Annotated in this window: 15 protein-coding genes; 5 read left to right on the forward strand and 10 right to left on the reverse strand. The window is 72.8% G+C overall.

The annotated features are described in order from the left end of the window. The first annotated feature begins 131 nt into the window (after nt 1-131). From ACFPL3_RS37770 to ACFPL3_RS37785, 4 genes are all read left to right on the forward strand, one after another. Entirely contained in the window at nt 132-1,496 is a 1,365-nt protein-coding gene (locus ACFPL3_RS37770; RefSeq protein WP_343944777.1) for a lipopolysaccharide biosynthesis protein, read from the forward strand. Between the two features lie 80 nt (nt 1,497-1,576). Beyond that, entirely contained in the window at nt 1,577-3,310 is a 1,734-nt protein-coding gene (locus tag ACFPL3_RS37775) for a choline dehydrogenase (RefSeq protein WP_343944778.1), read from the forward strand. A gap of 373 nt (nt 3,311-3,683) precedes the next feature. Continuing rightward, a complete protein-coding gene (locus tag ACFPL3_RS37780; protein WP_343944779.1) occupies nt 3,684-4,133 on the forward strand; it encodes a hypothetical protein in 450 nt (149 codons plus the stop codon). A 17-nt stretch (nt 4,134-4,150) separates the two neighbouring features. Continuing rightward, complete coding sequence (locus ACFPL3_RS37785) at nt 4,151-4,666, forward strand: hypothetical protein (RefSeq protein ID WP_343944780.1); 516 nt, start codon at nt 4,151-4,153, stop codon at nt 4,664-4,666. A gap of 317 nt (nt 4,667-4,983) precedes the next feature. On the opposite strand, the gene paaE is transcribed toward ACFPL3_RS37785, so the two are convergent. The 9 genes from paaE to ACFPL3_RS37830 form a co-directional block, all read right to left on the reverse strand. Then, the gene (paaE, locus tag ACFPL3_RS37790; RefSeq protein ID WP_343944781.1) at nt 4,984-6,075 is read right to left on the reverse strand and encodes a 1,2-phenylacetyl-CoA epoxidase subunit PaaE; all 1,092 of its coding nucleotides are present in this window, start codon (nt 6,073-6,075) and stop codon (nt 4,984-4,986) included. Then, nucleotides 6,075-6,605: a 1,2-phenylacetyl-CoA epoxidase subunit PaaD gene (paaD, locus tag ACFPL3_RS37795; RefSeq protein WP_379590600.1), complete on the reverse strand. Its 531-nt coding sequence runs from the start codon at nt 6,603-6,605 to the stop codon at nt 6,075-6,077. The genes paaE and paaD overlap by 1 nt, the downstream gene beginning before the upstream one ends. An 8-nt stretch (nt 6,606-6,613) precedes the next feature. Beyond that, nucleotides 6,614-7,531 (reverse strand): 1,2-phenylacetyl-CoA epoxidase subunit PaaC, encoded by a 918-nt coding sequence (gene paaC / locus ACFPL3_RS37800; RefSeq protein WP_343944783.1) that lies wholly within the window; start codon nt 7,529-7,531, stop codon nt 6,614-6,616. Then, the gene (gene paaB / locus ACFPL3_RS37805) at nt 7,528-7,827 is read right to left on the reverse strand and encodes a 1,2-phenylacetyl-CoA epoxidase subunit PaaB (RefSeq protein WP_343944784.1); all 300 of its coding nucleotides are present in this window, start codon (nt 7,825-7,827) and stop codon (nt 7,528-7,530) included. Before paaB ends, paaC begins: the two co-directional genes overlap by 4 nt. Continuing rightward, a complete protein-coding gene (gene paaA, locus ACFPL3_RS37810) occupies nt 7,824-8,765 on the reverse strand; it encodes a 1,2-phenylacetyl-CoA epoxidase subunit PaaA (RefSeq protein ID WP_343944785.1) in 942 nt (313 codons plus the stop codon). The genes paaB and paaA overlap by 4 nt, the downstream gene beginning before the upstream one ends. A gap of 130 nt (nt 8,766-8,895) precedes the next feature. Continuing rightward, a complete protein-coding gene (locus tag ACFPL3_RS37815) occupies nt 8,896-9,540 on the reverse strand; it encodes an excalibur calcium-binding domain-containing protein (RefSeq protein ID WP_343944786.1) in 645 nt (214 codons plus the stop codon). Nucleotides 9,541-9,849: 309 nt separating this feature from the next. Beyond that, nucleotides 9,850-10,449: a TetR/AcrR family transcriptional regulator gene (locus ACFPL3_RS37820; protein WP_343944787.1), complete on the reverse strand. Its 600-nt coding sequence runs from the start codon at nt 10,447-10,449 to the stop codon at nt 9,850-9,852. 4 nt (nt 10,450-10,453) lie between these two features. Further along, entirely contained in the window at nt 10,454-11,248 is a 795-nt protein-coding gene (locus tag ACFPL3_RS37825; RefSeq protein ID WP_343944788.1) for an enoyl-CoA hydratase/isomerase family protein, read from the reverse strand. Nucleotides 11,249-11,286: 38 nt separating this feature from the next. Beyond that, entirely contained in the window at nt 11,287-12,666 is a 1,380-nt protein-coding gene (locus ACFPL3_RS37830) for an FAD-binding oxidoreductase (RefSeq protein ID WP_343944789.1), read from the reverse strand. Between the two features lie 107 nt (nt 12,667-12,773). Between ACFPL3_RS37830 and ACFPL3_RS37835 the strand changes: the two genes are divergently transcribed. Next, nucleotides 12,774-13,574 (forward strand): winged helix-turn-helix transcriptional regulator, encoded by an 801-nt coding sequence (locus ACFPL3_RS37835; protein ID WP_343944790.1) that lies wholly within the window; start codon nt 12,774-12,776, stop codon nt 13,572-13,574. Here the strand turns inward: ACFPL3_RS37835 and ACFPL3_RS37840 are convergent. Next, nucleotides 13,459-13,857 carry a nuclear transport factor 2 family protein gene (locus ACFPL3_RS37840; protein WP_343944791.1) on the reverse strand — a complete coding sequence of 133 codons (399 nt, stop codon included), beginning with the start codon at nt 13,855-13,857 and terminating at the stop codon, nt 13,459-13,461. The two genes, ACFPL3_RS37835 and ACFPL3_RS37840, sit on opposite strands and share 116 nt — an antisense overlap. Nucleotides 13,858-14,025: the final 168 nt, after the last annotated feature.

Genomic DNA, 14,025 nt, shown 5'->3' on the forward strand with positions numbered 1-14,025 from the left:
ATGCCCGTGCAGCAGGGCGTGGCGCGGTGACAGGGCACAAGTCGCACGCGACCGAGCCGGATCTGTCTGCGACCGTTCCCATCCCGCTCGCCCGTCCCGGCACGGCGGGGACGAGGGCAGGGCACCGGGGTATGTCGGCGATCGCCGAGCTGCAGACCCAGCCGATCATGATCCTCGGCGCCGGTCCGATGACCCCGCCGACGACGGCAGACGCCGGGACGAAGTCGTCGGGTGGGATCGGCGAGGGTCTCGCCCTGTCGATCAGCTCCGCGCTCGGCGCGCTCGCCGGGCTCGCGAGCTGGCTCATCGCCGCGCGCCTCCTGCCCCAGGCCGAGGTCGGCCACGCGGCCGCCGTCGTCTCGGCGTTCATCCTGATCGCCGGTATCACCCAGCTGAACCTCGGCCTCGGCCTGATCCGCTGGCTGCCGGTCGCCGGTCGCCACGCCCAGCCGCTGGCCTGGCGCAGCCTGCTGCTGATCATGCCGTTGTCCGCGATCGTCGGCCTCGGCTACGTCATCGCGGTACCCGACCTCGCCCGCACCGCCGCCGGTGCGGACGGACCCCTGGCTGTCGGTATGTGCCTGTTCGCGCTCGCGACCGCCGGGTGGGGCGTGTTCGTGGTGCACGACTACATCCTTGTCGCGATCGGCAAACCCTGGTGGACGGTCTGGCGCAACGGCCTGTTCGCCGTCGTGCGGATCTCGCTGCTCGTCGTGCTGGGCACGGCGTTCGGCGCGCAGGGGGTCGTCCTGTCGTGGGTCGGGCCCATCGTGGTGTGGATCGGGGTCGGCTCGCTGGTCCTCCTGGTGGTCGTGCGGCGTTTCGCCCGTCAGGCCGAGGGCGGGACCATGCCCTGCCGGTCGGAGGTGGTGGGCTTCCTCGGCCCGACCGCGACGGCGCAGGTCGGCTACACCCTGCTGCTCAACCAGGTGCCGCTGGTCGTGATCCTGCGGTTCGGGCCGGAGTCCGGCGCGGCCTTCTTCATCGCGTGGCAGGCCGCGGTGGTCATCGAGACCGCCGCGAACTACTACATGCACTCCCTGTCGGCCAGCTGGGCACGAACCCCCAACCGTGCGGCGGAGCTGACGTCCTCGTCGCGCCGCCGCCTCCTGATGATCTTCCTGCCGGCGCTCGCCGTGGGCGCAGTGCTGGCCGGGCCGGGGCTGTCGATCTTCGGACCGGGCTATGCGGCGGCCGCCGATGTGCTCCGGCTGCTGCTGCTCGGGCTGGCGTTCCGGCTGCTCGTCGTGCACGAACTCGGGGTGCGCACGGCCGCCGGGCACGGCATGGCGTACGCGCGGCTGCACACCGCCAGCGCACTGCTCGTGCTCGTCGCCGCGCTGCTCGTGCCGGCGTCGACCGGAACGCACCCCGACGGGGTCGGAGCGGCGTTGCTGCCGGTGGCACTGGGCTACGTCGCGGTCCAGGTGGCCTGCGCGGTGCACGTGGTCCTCGTCCGGATCCGCCGACGAGCCGGCCGTCCGGCAACGACCTGACAGCACACGATCACCACACGAACAACACGCTTTCAGCAACGACAGGGACACCGGACCGGTGTCCGAAGACGGGGGGACCGATGTCACATTTCGACTTCATCATCGTCGGCGGCGGATCGGCGGGATGTGTGCTGGCCAACCGGCTCACGACCGATCCCGGCACCCGGGTGCTGGTCCTGGAGGCGGGCCGACCGGACTACTGGTGGGACCTCGCGGTGCACCTGCCGCTCGCGATGGGCTTCCCGGTCGGCAACCGGACGCACGACTGGATGTACGAGACCGAGCCCGAACCGCAGATGCACGGTCGCCGCATGCGCCAACCCCGGGGCAAGGTCCTCGGCGGGTCCAGCAGCATCAACGGGATGGTCTACCAGCGGGGCAACCCCGCCGACTACGACCGCTGGGCCGAGCGACCCGGGATGCACGAGTGGGACGCCGCCCACTGCCTTCCCTACTACCGCAGGCTCGAACGTGTCCGGGACGAACCAGGAGGCACGACCCGCGGCCGTCAGGGTCCCCAGTCACTGGAACGCAGCCCCGCGCGGGGCCCGCTGTTCGACGCCTTCTTCGCCGCCGCCCGGCAAGCCGGCCACCCGGTCACCCCGGACATCAACGACGTCCAGCAGGAAGGATTCGCCCGCCTCGACCAGGCCGTGCGGCACGGTCGGCGCGAGTCGGCAGCCGCCTCCTACCTGCGCCCGGTGCGTGGCAGGCCCAACCTCCACGTGCGCTGCCACGCGCTGGTGACGAACATCGAGTTCGCCGGGACCCGTGCGGTGGGCGTCCGCTACCGCGACAGCCGCGGCAGGATGTCGACCGTCTACGGCGGGGAGATCGTGCTCTGCGGCGGCGCCATCAACACCCCGCAGGTGCTCCAGCTCTCCGGAATCGGGGACACGCACCACCTGGAGCCGCTGGGCATCCCCGTCGTGCACGAGCTGCCGGGGGTCGGGCAGAACCTGCAGGACCACCTCGCCGTCCACATGCAGCACGCGGCCAGCCGGCCGGTCTCCGACGTCGCCGTGAAGAACAAGCTGAACTGGCCGGGCATCATCGCGCAGTCGCTGCTGACCGGCACCGGGCCAGGGGCGAACAACCCGATGCAGGCCGTCGGGTTCGTGCGCAGCTCCGACACGGCGCCCTACCCGGACCTCATGTTCATGTTCGCCCCGATCGCGATGCACAGCGAGGAAACCGCGCTCGGCCCCCGTGACCACGGCTACCAGCTGCACGTCGGCGTGATGCGCACCGACGCCCGCGGCTCGGTCACGATCACCTCGCGCGACCCGGCCGTCCATCCCGTCATCCGGATCAACTACCTGACCGGCAGCGAGGACCACCAGCTCTGGCCGATCGCCGTGCGCAAGGCCAGGGAGCTGTTCGCCCAGCCGGCGTTCGAGCCCTACGACGGAGGGGAGATCCTCCCCGGACCGGACGTCGACGGCGACGACGCGATACTCGACTGGGTCCGGCGCAGCGCTCAGACCGGCCTGCACCCCGTGGGCAGCGCCGCGATGGGCCTCGACGAGCACGCCGTGGTCGACCCCCGCACCATGCGGGTGCACGGCGTGCAACGCCTGCGCGTCGTCGACGCCTCGGTCATGCCCGCGTTGCCGAACGCCAACACCTACGGACCGACGATGATGATCGCCGAGAAGGCGGCCGACCTCATCCTCGGCAACACCGCGCCGCCCCCCGAGCCCTGGGGCACCAGCCGTCCCGACGGCACGCACGACAGCCCTGTGCCGTCGAACCGTGCCGATCGGCACGGGACCGGCCACGCCACCGGCGTACCCCACGGATCAGAGCGATGACGCCTGCCGATCCGCACGAACCGTTCGGCCCGGAGCAACGCAGCCGCCGACCAGCCCGGAACGAGGGCGATCGTGCACTGACGTGCACCTGCACGGGTGAGCTAGCCTCTCCGCGGATCACATCGCAACACCTGTTGCGCGCCTGGCGCGAGCCCGGCGGTGGAGCACGCGAGACGAGGGGGAGGCTGTGACGACACGACACGAGCCGCCGCCGGCAGCCGGGCTGCCGCCTCGGCCGAGCCCTCGTCCCCGCCCAGCTGCGGGCCATCGGCAAGGGCCGGTGGAGCCGGAGACCGAACGGTGGTCAGCGCCGCCATCCGGTTGGGTACACCGGCGCACCGAGCCGGACGCGACCACGCGGATGCCCGCACCGGTGGGTCGTCCGACGCCCCCGGACGTGATGTCGGCGGAAGCGGCCACCGCTCCCATCGCGGTTCGGGCCACCCCACGACCTGCCCGACCGCCCGGCGCGGCCCGCACCGGGCCGGCCGAGGGGACGCCGTCGCAGAACGTCGACGGCCGCGTCGCCGCGACGATCATCGCGGCCGGTGTCGGCTGCGCCGCGTTCGGCGTCGCCGTCGTACTCGCCGAGTCGATCAGCGTGGTCAAGCAGTGGCTCACCCTCTCGACGGCCGTCGGGCCGCTCTCCGGGAAGGCCGTGGCCGCGGTCGTGCTCTACCCCGTCGTCTGGCTGGTCCTGCACGCCGCGCTCCGGAAGTCCCAACCGAAGATCACCACTGTCACCACCTGGACGACCGTGCTGCTGACCATCGGGTTGCTCGGGACGTTCCCACCCGTCTACGGCATGATCGCCGGGCACTGAGCCGCTCGAGGAGCGCCGTGTTCACCGCCAACCAGCTGTTCCTGATCGTCCACATCACCGTCTCCGTCGTGTTCCTGCACGCCTTCGCCGGAGGCCTCGCCACGCTCATCCGCGTGCCCACCGGTCCGATCGCCCGGCGGGTCCAGATCGCCAGCGTGATCGGGATGGCGCTGACGGCCTGGGCGACGGTGATCTCCGGGACCTGGATGATCTACCCCGGCTACCGGGCCGAACCGCCCGCAGCCACGACCCTCGACGCCTACCCGCGTGCGTGGTTGCTGAGCAGCGACGCCACCGCCTGGTGGCACACCTTCGGGATGGAGTGGAAAGAGCACATCGGCTGGCTCGCTCCCTTCCTCGCCACGGCCGTCGCCGTGGTCGTCCTCGCGCACGGGGACCTCGTGCGACGAGACAGGCGGATCCGGCGCGTCCTCACCGCCATGTTCACCACGGCATTCGCCGCCACGCTCGTTGCCGCCGGGCTCGGAGCGGCGATCAACAAGGTCGCGCCCAACGACTTCCTCCTGAACTGACGCTCACCGGCCACGACCCGGCAGGCCGCTGGGTGGCACGCGGGTCGGAATCCGGCCCCCGCGGGGCTCACACACCACCACGCGTGCTCACACACCGACTGCAACCGATGTGCCGGCACCACAACCGATGTGCGAGCACCCCACGCTGACAACCCGATCTCCGGAAGACCGCCTCCTGGTGGCGTCGCGCGCCCAGAAGGGCAGGGAAGGGAGCTCCCCACCCCGCCCCGGCGCGCTCGCACACCGATATGCGCGCCCGCACACCGACTGCAATCGGTGTGCGAACTCCACGACCGATGTGCGAGCACGCCGGGGCGTCAGCTGTCGTAGTCGACCGTGACCGCGTCGGAGACGGGGCGGGACTGGCAGGTGAGGACGAAACCCGCCTCGACCTCCTCGTCCTCCAGCGCGAAGTTGCGCCGCATCGCCACCTCGCCCGCCGTGACCTTCGCCCGGCACGTGCCGCAGACGCCGCCCTTGCACGCGAAGGGGAGGTCGCCGCGCACCTTCTGCGCGGCGTCGAGCACGCTGTCGGCGCGGGGCAGGGTCATGGTGGTGGAGCGGCCGTTCAGCACCACCGTGACCTCGCTGGTGGCGCCCTCGATCGCCGGGTCGGCGCGGTGCAGTTCCGGCGGCGGCTCGTCGACGTAGAACAGCTCGCGGTGCACCCGCTTGCGGTCGACGCCGAACCCGGTGAGCACCTCGACGGCGGCCTCGGTCATCCCGAGCGGCCCGCACAGCCACCAGTGGTCCACGTCGCCGACGTCGACGAGCGCGCCGAGGAGCTGCCGCAGCTTCGCGGCGTCGAGCCGGCCGGTGAAGATCTCGGCCTCCATCGGCTCCCGGGACAGCACGTGCAGCAGGTGCAGCCTCGGGCCGTAGGCGTTCTTGAGGTCGGCGAGCTCCTCGGTGAACATCACGGTGTCGGTGCGCCGGTTGCCGTAGAGCAGGGTGACGCGGGCGTCCGGGTGGGCGGCGAGCACGGACGCGGCGATCGAGAGCACCGGGGTGATCCCCGACCCGGCGGCGATCAGCCCGTGGTGCGTGCCCGGCGCGAGCTCCGGGGTGAACGAGCCGGCGGGCGGGGCCACCTCGATCGCGTCGCCGGGTGCGACCCGGTCGACCAGCCACTCGGAGAAGAGGCCTCCGTCGACCCGCCGCACCCCGACCTTGGGCAGCGCACCGGCCGGCGCGCAGATCGAGTACGACCGCCGCTCCTCGGTGCCGTCGTGGTGCAGCCGCAGGGTGAGGTACTGACCGGGGCGGAACGCGAAGAGGTCCTGCAGGTCGGCGGGCACGTCGAAGGTGACGGCCACGGCGTCGTCGCACAGCCGCTCGACGTCGGCCACCCGCAGCAGGTGGAAGCCGCTCGTGCGCGGGACGGGCACATCGATCTGCGGCGCGCCCACTAGTGCTCCTTCATGTGCTCGAACGGCTCCCGGCACGCGGTGCAGCGGCGCAGCGCCGTGCACGAGGTGGGGCCGAAGCGGGAGAGCTCCTCGGTGGCGGCCGAGCCGCACCGCGGGCAGCGCACGACGGCAGGCGGGGCCGCGAGCGTCAGCGGGACGGGGCCCGCGCCGCGGACGCCCACGCGATCAGGCGGGGCCACACCGTGCTCGGCGAGCTTGCGACGGCCCTCCGGCGTGATCCAATCGGTGCTCCACGGCGGCGAGAGCACCGTGCGCACCTCGACCCGCGCGTACCCGGCCGCGGCGAGCCGGGCGCGCAGGTCGTCACGCATCGCCTCCAACGCGGGGCAGCCCGAGTAGGTCGGCGTGATCGTGACGGTCACCGCGTCCGCGTCGGTCTCGACCGCGCGGACGACGCCGAGGTCGTCGAGCGTGAGCATCGGCATCTCCGGGTCGACGACCTCGGCGACGACCCGGCGGGCATCCGGTCGTGAGTGGATACGAGTGCTGGAGCACTCGTATCCACTCACGGGTCGGGTCACCATGTCGCCCCCGGGTGCTGCCGGGCCAGGCTCTGCATCTCGGCGAGCACGTGGCCGAGGTACTCGGTGTGCAGGCCCTGCCGGCCGGCGCCCCCGTTGATCGGGCCGGCAGGCGGGGCCGTCGGCCGGGTCAGCGTGGCGCGGCCCAGCACCTCGTCCAGCACGGCGTCGACCTCCCCGCGAACCTGCGCCGGGTCCACCGTCACACCCGCGTCGGCGAGGCGGCGCTCCACGTCGGAGGTGCGGAACAGCTCCTCGACGTAGGGCCAGAGCGCATCGAGCGCGGCCTGCATCCGCCGGTGTGACTCCGGGGTGCCGTCGCCGAGGCGCAGGGTCCAGCGCGCGGCGTGGTCGCGGTGGTAGGCCAGCTCCTTGACGCCCTTGCCCGCGACGGCCGCGACCACCGGGTCCCGCGAGCCGAGCAGCCGCTGCAGCAGCGCGAGCCGCCAGGTCGAGAACAGCAGGAGCCGGGCGATCGCGCGGGCGAAGTCGCGGTCGTCGGGCACCTCGGCGAGCGCGATGTTCCGGAACTCCGGTTCGGTGCGCAGGAAGGCGAGGGCGTCCTCGTCCCGCCCGCGCCCCTCCACGTGACCGGCGCGCGCGAGCAGCACCCGCGCCTGGCCGAGCAGGTCGAGCGCGGTGTTGGCGAGGGCGACCTCCTCCTCCAGCTCGGGCGCGTTCGTCACCCACTCCGTGAGCCGGTGGCTGTAGATCAGCGCGTCGTCGCCGAGCATGAGGCAGTACGCGGCGAGGTCGGCCGGGTCGACGCCGTCGGGCACCGGTGAGGTGATCTCCGCCTGCACATCCTCCACGCCGGACCCGAAGGCCCAGCGGGGGTCGTCGTGCCCCAGCGTCTCGACGAGCGACTGGTAGGCGTTCGTCGGGTCGTGTTCGGTCCCGCTGTCGGTGTTCACAGGTGCGGCACGTCCTCGGGGATCGCGTAGAACGTCGGGTGCCGGTAGACCTTGTCGGCCGACGGCGCGAAGAACGGGTCCTTCTCGTCGGGGCTGGAGGCGGTGATGTCGGAGGCCTTCACCACCCAGATCGAGACGCCCTCGTTGCGCCGGGTGTAGAGGTCGCGGGCGTTGTGCAGCGCCATCTCGGCGTCGGGCGCGTGCAGCGACCCGACGTGCACGTGGTTGAGCCCGCGCTTGCCGCGCACGAACACCTCGTAGAGCGGCCAGCCGCGCCGCGCACCGTCGTCGCTCATGCCGCCGCCGTCCTGCTCGCCTGCTTCTCCGCGTACGCCTGCGCGGCCGCGCGCACCCACGCGCCCTCCTCGTGGGCCCGGCGCCGCTGCGCCAGCCGCTGCGCGTTGCACGGACCCGAGCCGGAGATCACGGCCTTGAACTCGTCCCAGTCCGGCTCGCTGAAGTCGTAGTGGCCGCGCTCGGCGTTCCAGCGCAGGCCCGGGTCGGGCAGCGTGACGCCCAGGGCCTCGGCCTGCGGCACGGTCATGTCGACGAAGCGCTGGCGCAGCTCGTCGTTGGTGTGCCGTTTGATGCCCCAGTCCATCGACTGCCGGGTGTTGGGCGAGTCGCCGTCGGGCGGACCGAACATCATCAGCGACGGCCACCAGAACCGGTTGGTGGACTCCTGCACCATCTCGCGCTGCGCGTCGGTGCCGTTCACCATCGCGAGCAGCAGCTCGTAGCCCTGCCGCTGGTGGAACGACTCCTCCTTGCAGATGCGCACCATCGCGCGGGCGTACGGGCCGTAGGAGCAGCGGCACAGCGGTACCTGGTTGCAGATCGCCGCGCCGTCGACGAGCCAGCCGATCACGCCGACGTCGGCGTAGGACAGCGTGGGGTAGTTGAAGATCGACGAGTACTTCTGCCTGCCCGAGATGAGCTTCTCGGTGAGCTCCTCGCGGTCGACCCCGAGCGTCTCGGCGGCGGCGTAGAGGTAGAGCCCGTGCCCGGCCTCGTCCTGCACCTTCGCCAGGAGGATCGCCTTGCGCCGCAGGCTGGGGGCGCGCCGGATCCAGTTGCCCTCCGGCTGCATCCCGATGATCTCCGAATGCGCGTGCTGGGCGATCTGGCGGATCAGCGTCCTGCGGTACGCCTCGGGCATCCAGTCCCGCGGCTCGATCCGCTGGTCGCCCGCGATCGTCGCGTCGAAGTGCGCGGCCAGGGCCGTCTCGTCCATGCCTAGCCTCCGTACCGAATGTTCGTTCGGTTCATGGTGACGCACGGATGCCGGGTGCGCAAGGCGGCAGCCCGCCCCTCCGCCGGTGCACGGAGAAGGGAGGGGCCGACGCCTCAGGGCGGTGTGCGACTCACTCGCAGGCGGTGCCGTCCTTGTCCCGGTCGAGCGCGCCGCGGTAGCCGGGCTCACCCACGCGCAGCGGAGCGGCGCCGGCAGCCCGGGCCGCAGCGCAGTTCTCGTAGTACGCGGACGACGGAGCCTCGTCCCGGGGCGCCGCAGCGGGCTCGGACCGCGGGGCCTGCTCGCGCTTCGGCTCGGGCTTCGGGGCAGCCTGCGGGGCCGGCGGAGCGGGCGCCGCGACGGTCGACGGGGCCGGCGGCACGACGTACTGCCGTTCCGGGCACAGGTTCTGCTCGGCCGAGGCGACCACGGCCTCGGCGATGGCGACTCCCCACTTCGATGCGCCGAGCTCCGCGACGAGGCTCGCGTGGGACACGTCCGGCGTGCCGATGGCGCCGCAGATCGAGCGGCCGACACCGACCAGTTCCCGTGAGTCGACCACGGCGGCCACGAACAGCTCGTCGGCCGGGGGCGCAGCAGCTGTGGTGGGTGGGGGCGTGGCGGTGGGAGGGGTCGGGGTTGCCGCGGCGGTGGACGTGGCGGGCGCGGCGGCCGGGACCGGGGCCGGGTCCCCGCCGTTGGCGATCCCGGCGATGACGATGATCGCGACGATGGACCCGAAGACACCGAGACCGATCTTCGCAGGCTTGCGCATGGTTGTTCCTCGTGGGACGGGTGGGGCCGCTCGGATCGGCGGCGGGTCGGCTCGGCGGACCGGCCCGTGGAGCAGGCACGCCCACCTGCTGATCGGGGCCGCCCGGCCGTCCGCTCGCCCGCTCCACGACCGGCCTCCGGGTCGCCTGGCGTCGGGCGACCGGGATGCGGTGCAGTGCGCTGCTCGCGGCCCGCGTGGGAGCCGCATGCTTGTTCGCTTCCGCTGACGGCGCTGTTTCAGCGATGCAGGTCTCAACTCGATATCGGGCGCGAGAGCCCCACCACGGCGCCTCGAGATCGAGGCGGAGCGTCACGCCCGCGCCGGGAGGATCCCCTCGAACGCGGCGCGGGCGACCGCGTCGGCGAGCCGGTTGGGGTCGCGGCCCGGCCGTGCCCACTCGACGACCGAGTTCACCAGTCCCGAGAGGAGCCGGGCCGCGAGCGCGGGGTCGACGTCCTCCCGCAGCTCGCCCGCCTCCACCGCCTCCCGGACGATCGCGGCGACGCGGGCGTCGAACTCGCGCCTGCGCTCGAGCGCCCACCGCTCCGACTCGGTGTTGCCGCGCACCCGCAGCAGCACGGTGACGTACGGCAGCTCCGCCACCAGCACGCCCACCTGGCCCCGGACGATGTGGCGCAGCCGTTCCAGCGGGGTGCCGGTGCGGGCGCCCTCCGAGTCGAGGATCGCGAACAGGCCGTCCAGCGCGCGTTCGAGAGCCGCCCGCAGGAGCGCCTCCTTGCCGCTGAAGTGGTGGTAGAACGACGACTTCGTGATCCCGGCGGCACGGGAGAGGTCCTCCATCGATGTGGCGTCGTAGCCGCGGGTGAGGAACTCCCCCACCGCCACCTCCAGCAGCGACCCGGGCCCGTGGCTCGGCCGCCGCACCCGCCCGCCGGTCTGGGTGCTCACGCGCTCACCGGCCCTCGAACGTCGGGCGCCGCTTCTCCAGGAAGGCGGTCACCGCCTGCACGTGGTCGGCCGTGGCGGCCAGGCGCGTCTGCGCGAGCGCCTCCGCGGCGAGCACGTCGTCCAGGGGCGCGGTGGCCCCGTACCGCACCGCCTTCCGGACCTCGGCGTAGGCGCGCGTGGGCCCGGCCGCGAGCCGCCGCGCCAGCTCGAGCGCGGCCCCGCGCAACTCCTCCGGCGGCACCACCGTGCGCACCAGACCCCAGGCCTGCGCGTCCTCCGCGGTGAAGCTCTCCCCGAGCAGCAGCAGCTCCAGGGCCCGCGAGACGCCGATGGCGTGGGTGAGGCTCGCCGAGAGCCCCGAGTCGGCGGTGAGCCCGATGCCGGTGAACGCCGTGGAGAAGGACGCCCCGGTCGCGGCGACGCGCAGGTCGCAGGCCAGCGCGAAGCCCAGCCCTGCCCCGACGCACGGGCCGTTGATCGCGGCGACCACCGGGAACGGCAGGTCGGTGAGCCCGCGGACGATCGGGTTGTAGTGCTCGGCGACGGTGCTCAATGCCGTGCCCGGGTCCCGGCGCAGCGCATCGGCGTGCTCGCCGAGGTCCTGCCCCACGCAGAACGCCTTGCCCGCGCCGGTGAGCACGAGCGCCCGCACGTCGCCCGCGCCGGCCAGCTCGCCGAGCGCCGCGAGCAGCGCCGTCTTGAGCTCCACCGTGAGGGCGTTGTAGCGCGCGGGCCGCGCCAACGTGAGGACGGCGACGGCCCCGTCCCGCTCGACGCGGACGGCCGGATCATCGGTCATCGCGCCAGGGTAACGGCCGACCGAACGATCGGTCGCCGTTACGGGCGGATGTTCTTGTTGTGGTGGAAGGCGTTGTCGGGGTCGTACTCGGCCTTGACCTCGGCCAGCCGCCGGTAGGTGCGATCGCCGTAAGCCTCGCGGACGCGCCCGGTGCCGTCGTCGGCATCGAGGAAGTTGACGTAGACACCGGCGTGGTGCGGCCGCAGCGCCTCGAGGAACCGCCGCGCCCAGGCGGTCTCGGCAGCGGCGTGCTCGCCGGACTCCTCGGGCAGCCACACGCCGTCGATGCTCATGACGTGGGCGGCGTCGCGGCTGCCGTAGGCCGTGGCCTCGCGGGGGACCCGGGCGACGGCGCCACCGATGTGGAACAACGCCGCGTACGACCGGGGCGAGCCCGCCCTGTAGGCGTGGTCGGCGATGACCGTGATGACGTCGTCGGAGAGACCGGCGAGGTTCGTGCCCTTCCAGTAGTAGTGCCACCCGTGGGGCACGGTGGAGTCGATGCCGCTCTGGAAGGCGACGTACGGCGTGGGAGAGATCAGGTCCACCAGCGGCGTTCCGAACCTGCGCAGCTCCGCCACCGCGCGCTCGCCGTCGTCCACGGCGCCGGACCAGCAGCAGGTGACGGCGACGGCCGGTCGCCAGTGCAGCTCCTCGGCGACGACCGGGAGCGGCGGGACGGTGCCGAGCCGGACGATGGTGCCGAGCTCGTCGGGTGCGTCGCCGACGAAGTCGCGGTAGAAGCGCAGGAGGGCATCGGTGTCCTCGGCCGCCCAGAAGACGGGTCCGGCCAGCACGGTCGGGCCGACCGCGTGCAGCGCGAAGCGGAACGACGTGACCACCCCGAAGTTGCCGCCGCCCCCGCGCAGCGCCCAGAACAGGTCGGGGTGTTCGTTCGCGGATGCCAGGACGACGCTGCCGTCGGCCGTGACGACCTCGGCCGCCAGCAGGTTGTCGACGGCGAGCCCGTGGCTGCGCATGAGGTGGCCGATTCCGCCGCCGAGCGTGAGCCCTGCGACGCCGGTGTGGCTCACGATCCCGCCGGTGGTGGCGAGACCGTGGGCCTGGCTCGCGTGGTCGACGTCGCCCCACAGCGCGCCGCCCTGCACGCGGGCCGTGCCGGCGGCGGGGTCGACCGAGACGGCCCGCATCGCCGACAGGTCGACGACGAGCCCGTCGTCGCACACCGCGATGCCGGCGACGTTGTGGCCGCCACCCCGGACGGCGATCTCCAGGTCGTGGTCGCGGGCGAAGCGCACGGCCGCCGCCACGTCTTCCGTCCCACTGCACCGGGCCACCAGCCGGGGGCGCCGGTCGACCGCGCCGTTCCACACGGCCCGGGCGGTGTCGTAGTCCGCGTGGTCGGCGGTGATCAGCTCACCGCGGAACCCGTCCATCGTCGTCGTCATCGCGGTCATCGCGATCGCCTCCTCGCCCCATGCGGCCATCGCACCGCCACGGACCGCCGCCGTGAAGTCAGGAATCTGGACTTCCCGGGCACCCCGGAGGGCGGGACACTGGCGTCGTGCGGACGTACGGCCAGTACTGCCCGATCGCCCGCGGCGCCGAGATCTTCGCGGAGCGCTGGACGCCGCTGATCATCCGCAACCTGCACCTGGGTTGCGGGAGCTTCGGCGAGATCCTGGAGGGCGCCCCGGGGCTGTCCCGCACCCTGCTCTCACAGCGGCTCAAGCAGCTCGAACGGTTCGGCATCGTCGCGTCGACAGCCACGCCCGGCCGCCGCGGCCGCCACTACGAGCTGACGCCCGCCGGTCACGACCTCTTCGCGGTCTGCAGGTCGCTGGGCGAATGGGGAGCCCACTGGCTCGAGATCGCCCCGGAGCACCTGGACCCGTTCGTGGCCCTGTGGTCGATGTGCAACATGCTCCGCCGGGACCGGCTCCCCGAGCGCCGCGTCGTCATCCGCTTCGACTTCACGGGCCGCCGCCGCCCGGAGCGGTACTGGCTCCTGGTCGAGCGCGGCGACACCGAGATCTGCAAGACCTACCCCGGCCTGGACGAGGACCTCTTCGTCACGGCCGAGGCCGAGGCCTTCGTGAAGTGGCACGCCGGGCAGCTCAGCTGGGCCGAAGCCGTGCGCGACGGCCGGATCCGGCTCCACGGGCCCACGTGGCTGGTGCGGGCGTTCCCCACCTGGAACGCCCGCAGCGGCTTCGCCCACATCACGCCCGCGGCAGGCGCCGGGACGGCTACGTCTCGACGATCTTCCAGTACGAGTCCTTGCGCGCGACCTTCCCCTCGCGGAACTCCCAGTGGTCGCAGCCGCGCACGCGTACCGGACGCCCGTCGGCCGCCGTCCCGGTGAGCAGCCACTCCGAGACCCCGAGGTCACCGCTGACCCAGTGCCGCGCGTCGCCGTAGTGGACGTCGGGCAGTCCGGCGAAGCGCGAGGCCAGCGCGTCGCGCACCGCTGCCTTCCCGGTGACGCGCGTGCCCCAGGGATCGGGCCCGCGCGGCATGTCGAGGGCGCAGTCCTCGGCGAAGAACTCCATGATCGCGTCGAGGTCGTGCGCGTTGAACGCGTCGGCGATCGCCTCCAGCGTCTCGACCGATGCCCCGTGCCGGACAACCGTGTCCCGATCAGTCATGGCCGACCTCCTCGCGATGCGCGCTCAGGTGCCGGCGATTGTCCACCCGCGGGTTGCCGCGTCCAGAGCGAATGCCTCCGGGGCCGCGGGCCTGGGATGCGCGGCCCGCAGGTGCTAGCGTCACCCCCCGAACGAACGGTCGGTTGAGTGACACCAACGGAGGCACCG

Origin of the sequence: Pseudonocardia zijingensis, assembly GCF_042657305.1 — a bacterium.
Taxonomy (GTDB): domain Bacteria; phylum Actinomycetota; class Actinomycetes; order Mycobacteriales; family Pseudonocardiaceae; genus Pseudonocardia; species Pseudonocardia zijingensis.

Bases quoted from the DNA above. Each gene is read 5' to 3' on its own strand.
- ACFPL3_RS37775 (WP_343944778.1), top strand. From the start codon at position 1,577: ATGTCACATTTCGACTTCATCATCGTCGGCGGCGGATCGGCGGGATGT.
- paaB (WP_343944784.1), bottom strand. From the start codon at position 7,827: ATGAGCGACGACGGTGCGCGGCGCGGCTGGCCGCTCTACGAGGTGTTC.
- ACFPL3_RS37770 (WP_343944777.1), top strand. From the start codon at position 132: ATGTCGGCGATCGCCGAGCTGCAGACCCAGCCGATCATGATCCTCGGC.
- ACFPL3_RS37815 (WP_343944786.1), bottom strand. From the start codon at position 9,540: ATGCGCAAGCCTGCGAAGATCGGTCTCGGTGTCTTCGGGTCCATCGTC.
- ACFPL3_RS37840 (WP_343944791.1), bottom strand. From the start codon at position 13,857: ATGACTGATCGGGACACGGTTGTCCGGCACGGGGCATCGGTCGAGACG.
- ACFPL3_RS37825 (WP_343944788.1), bottom strand. From the start codon at position 11,248: ATGACCGATGATCCGGCCGTCCGCGTCGAGCGGGACGGGGCCGTCGCC.
- paaA (WP_343944785.1), bottom strand. From the start codon at position 8,765: ATGGACGAGACGGCCCTGGCCGCGCACTTCGACGCGACGATCGCGGGC.
- ACFPL3_RS37830 (WP_343944789.1), bottom strand. From the start codon at position 12,666: ATGACCGCGATGACGACGACGATGGACGGGTTCCGCGGTGAGCTGATC.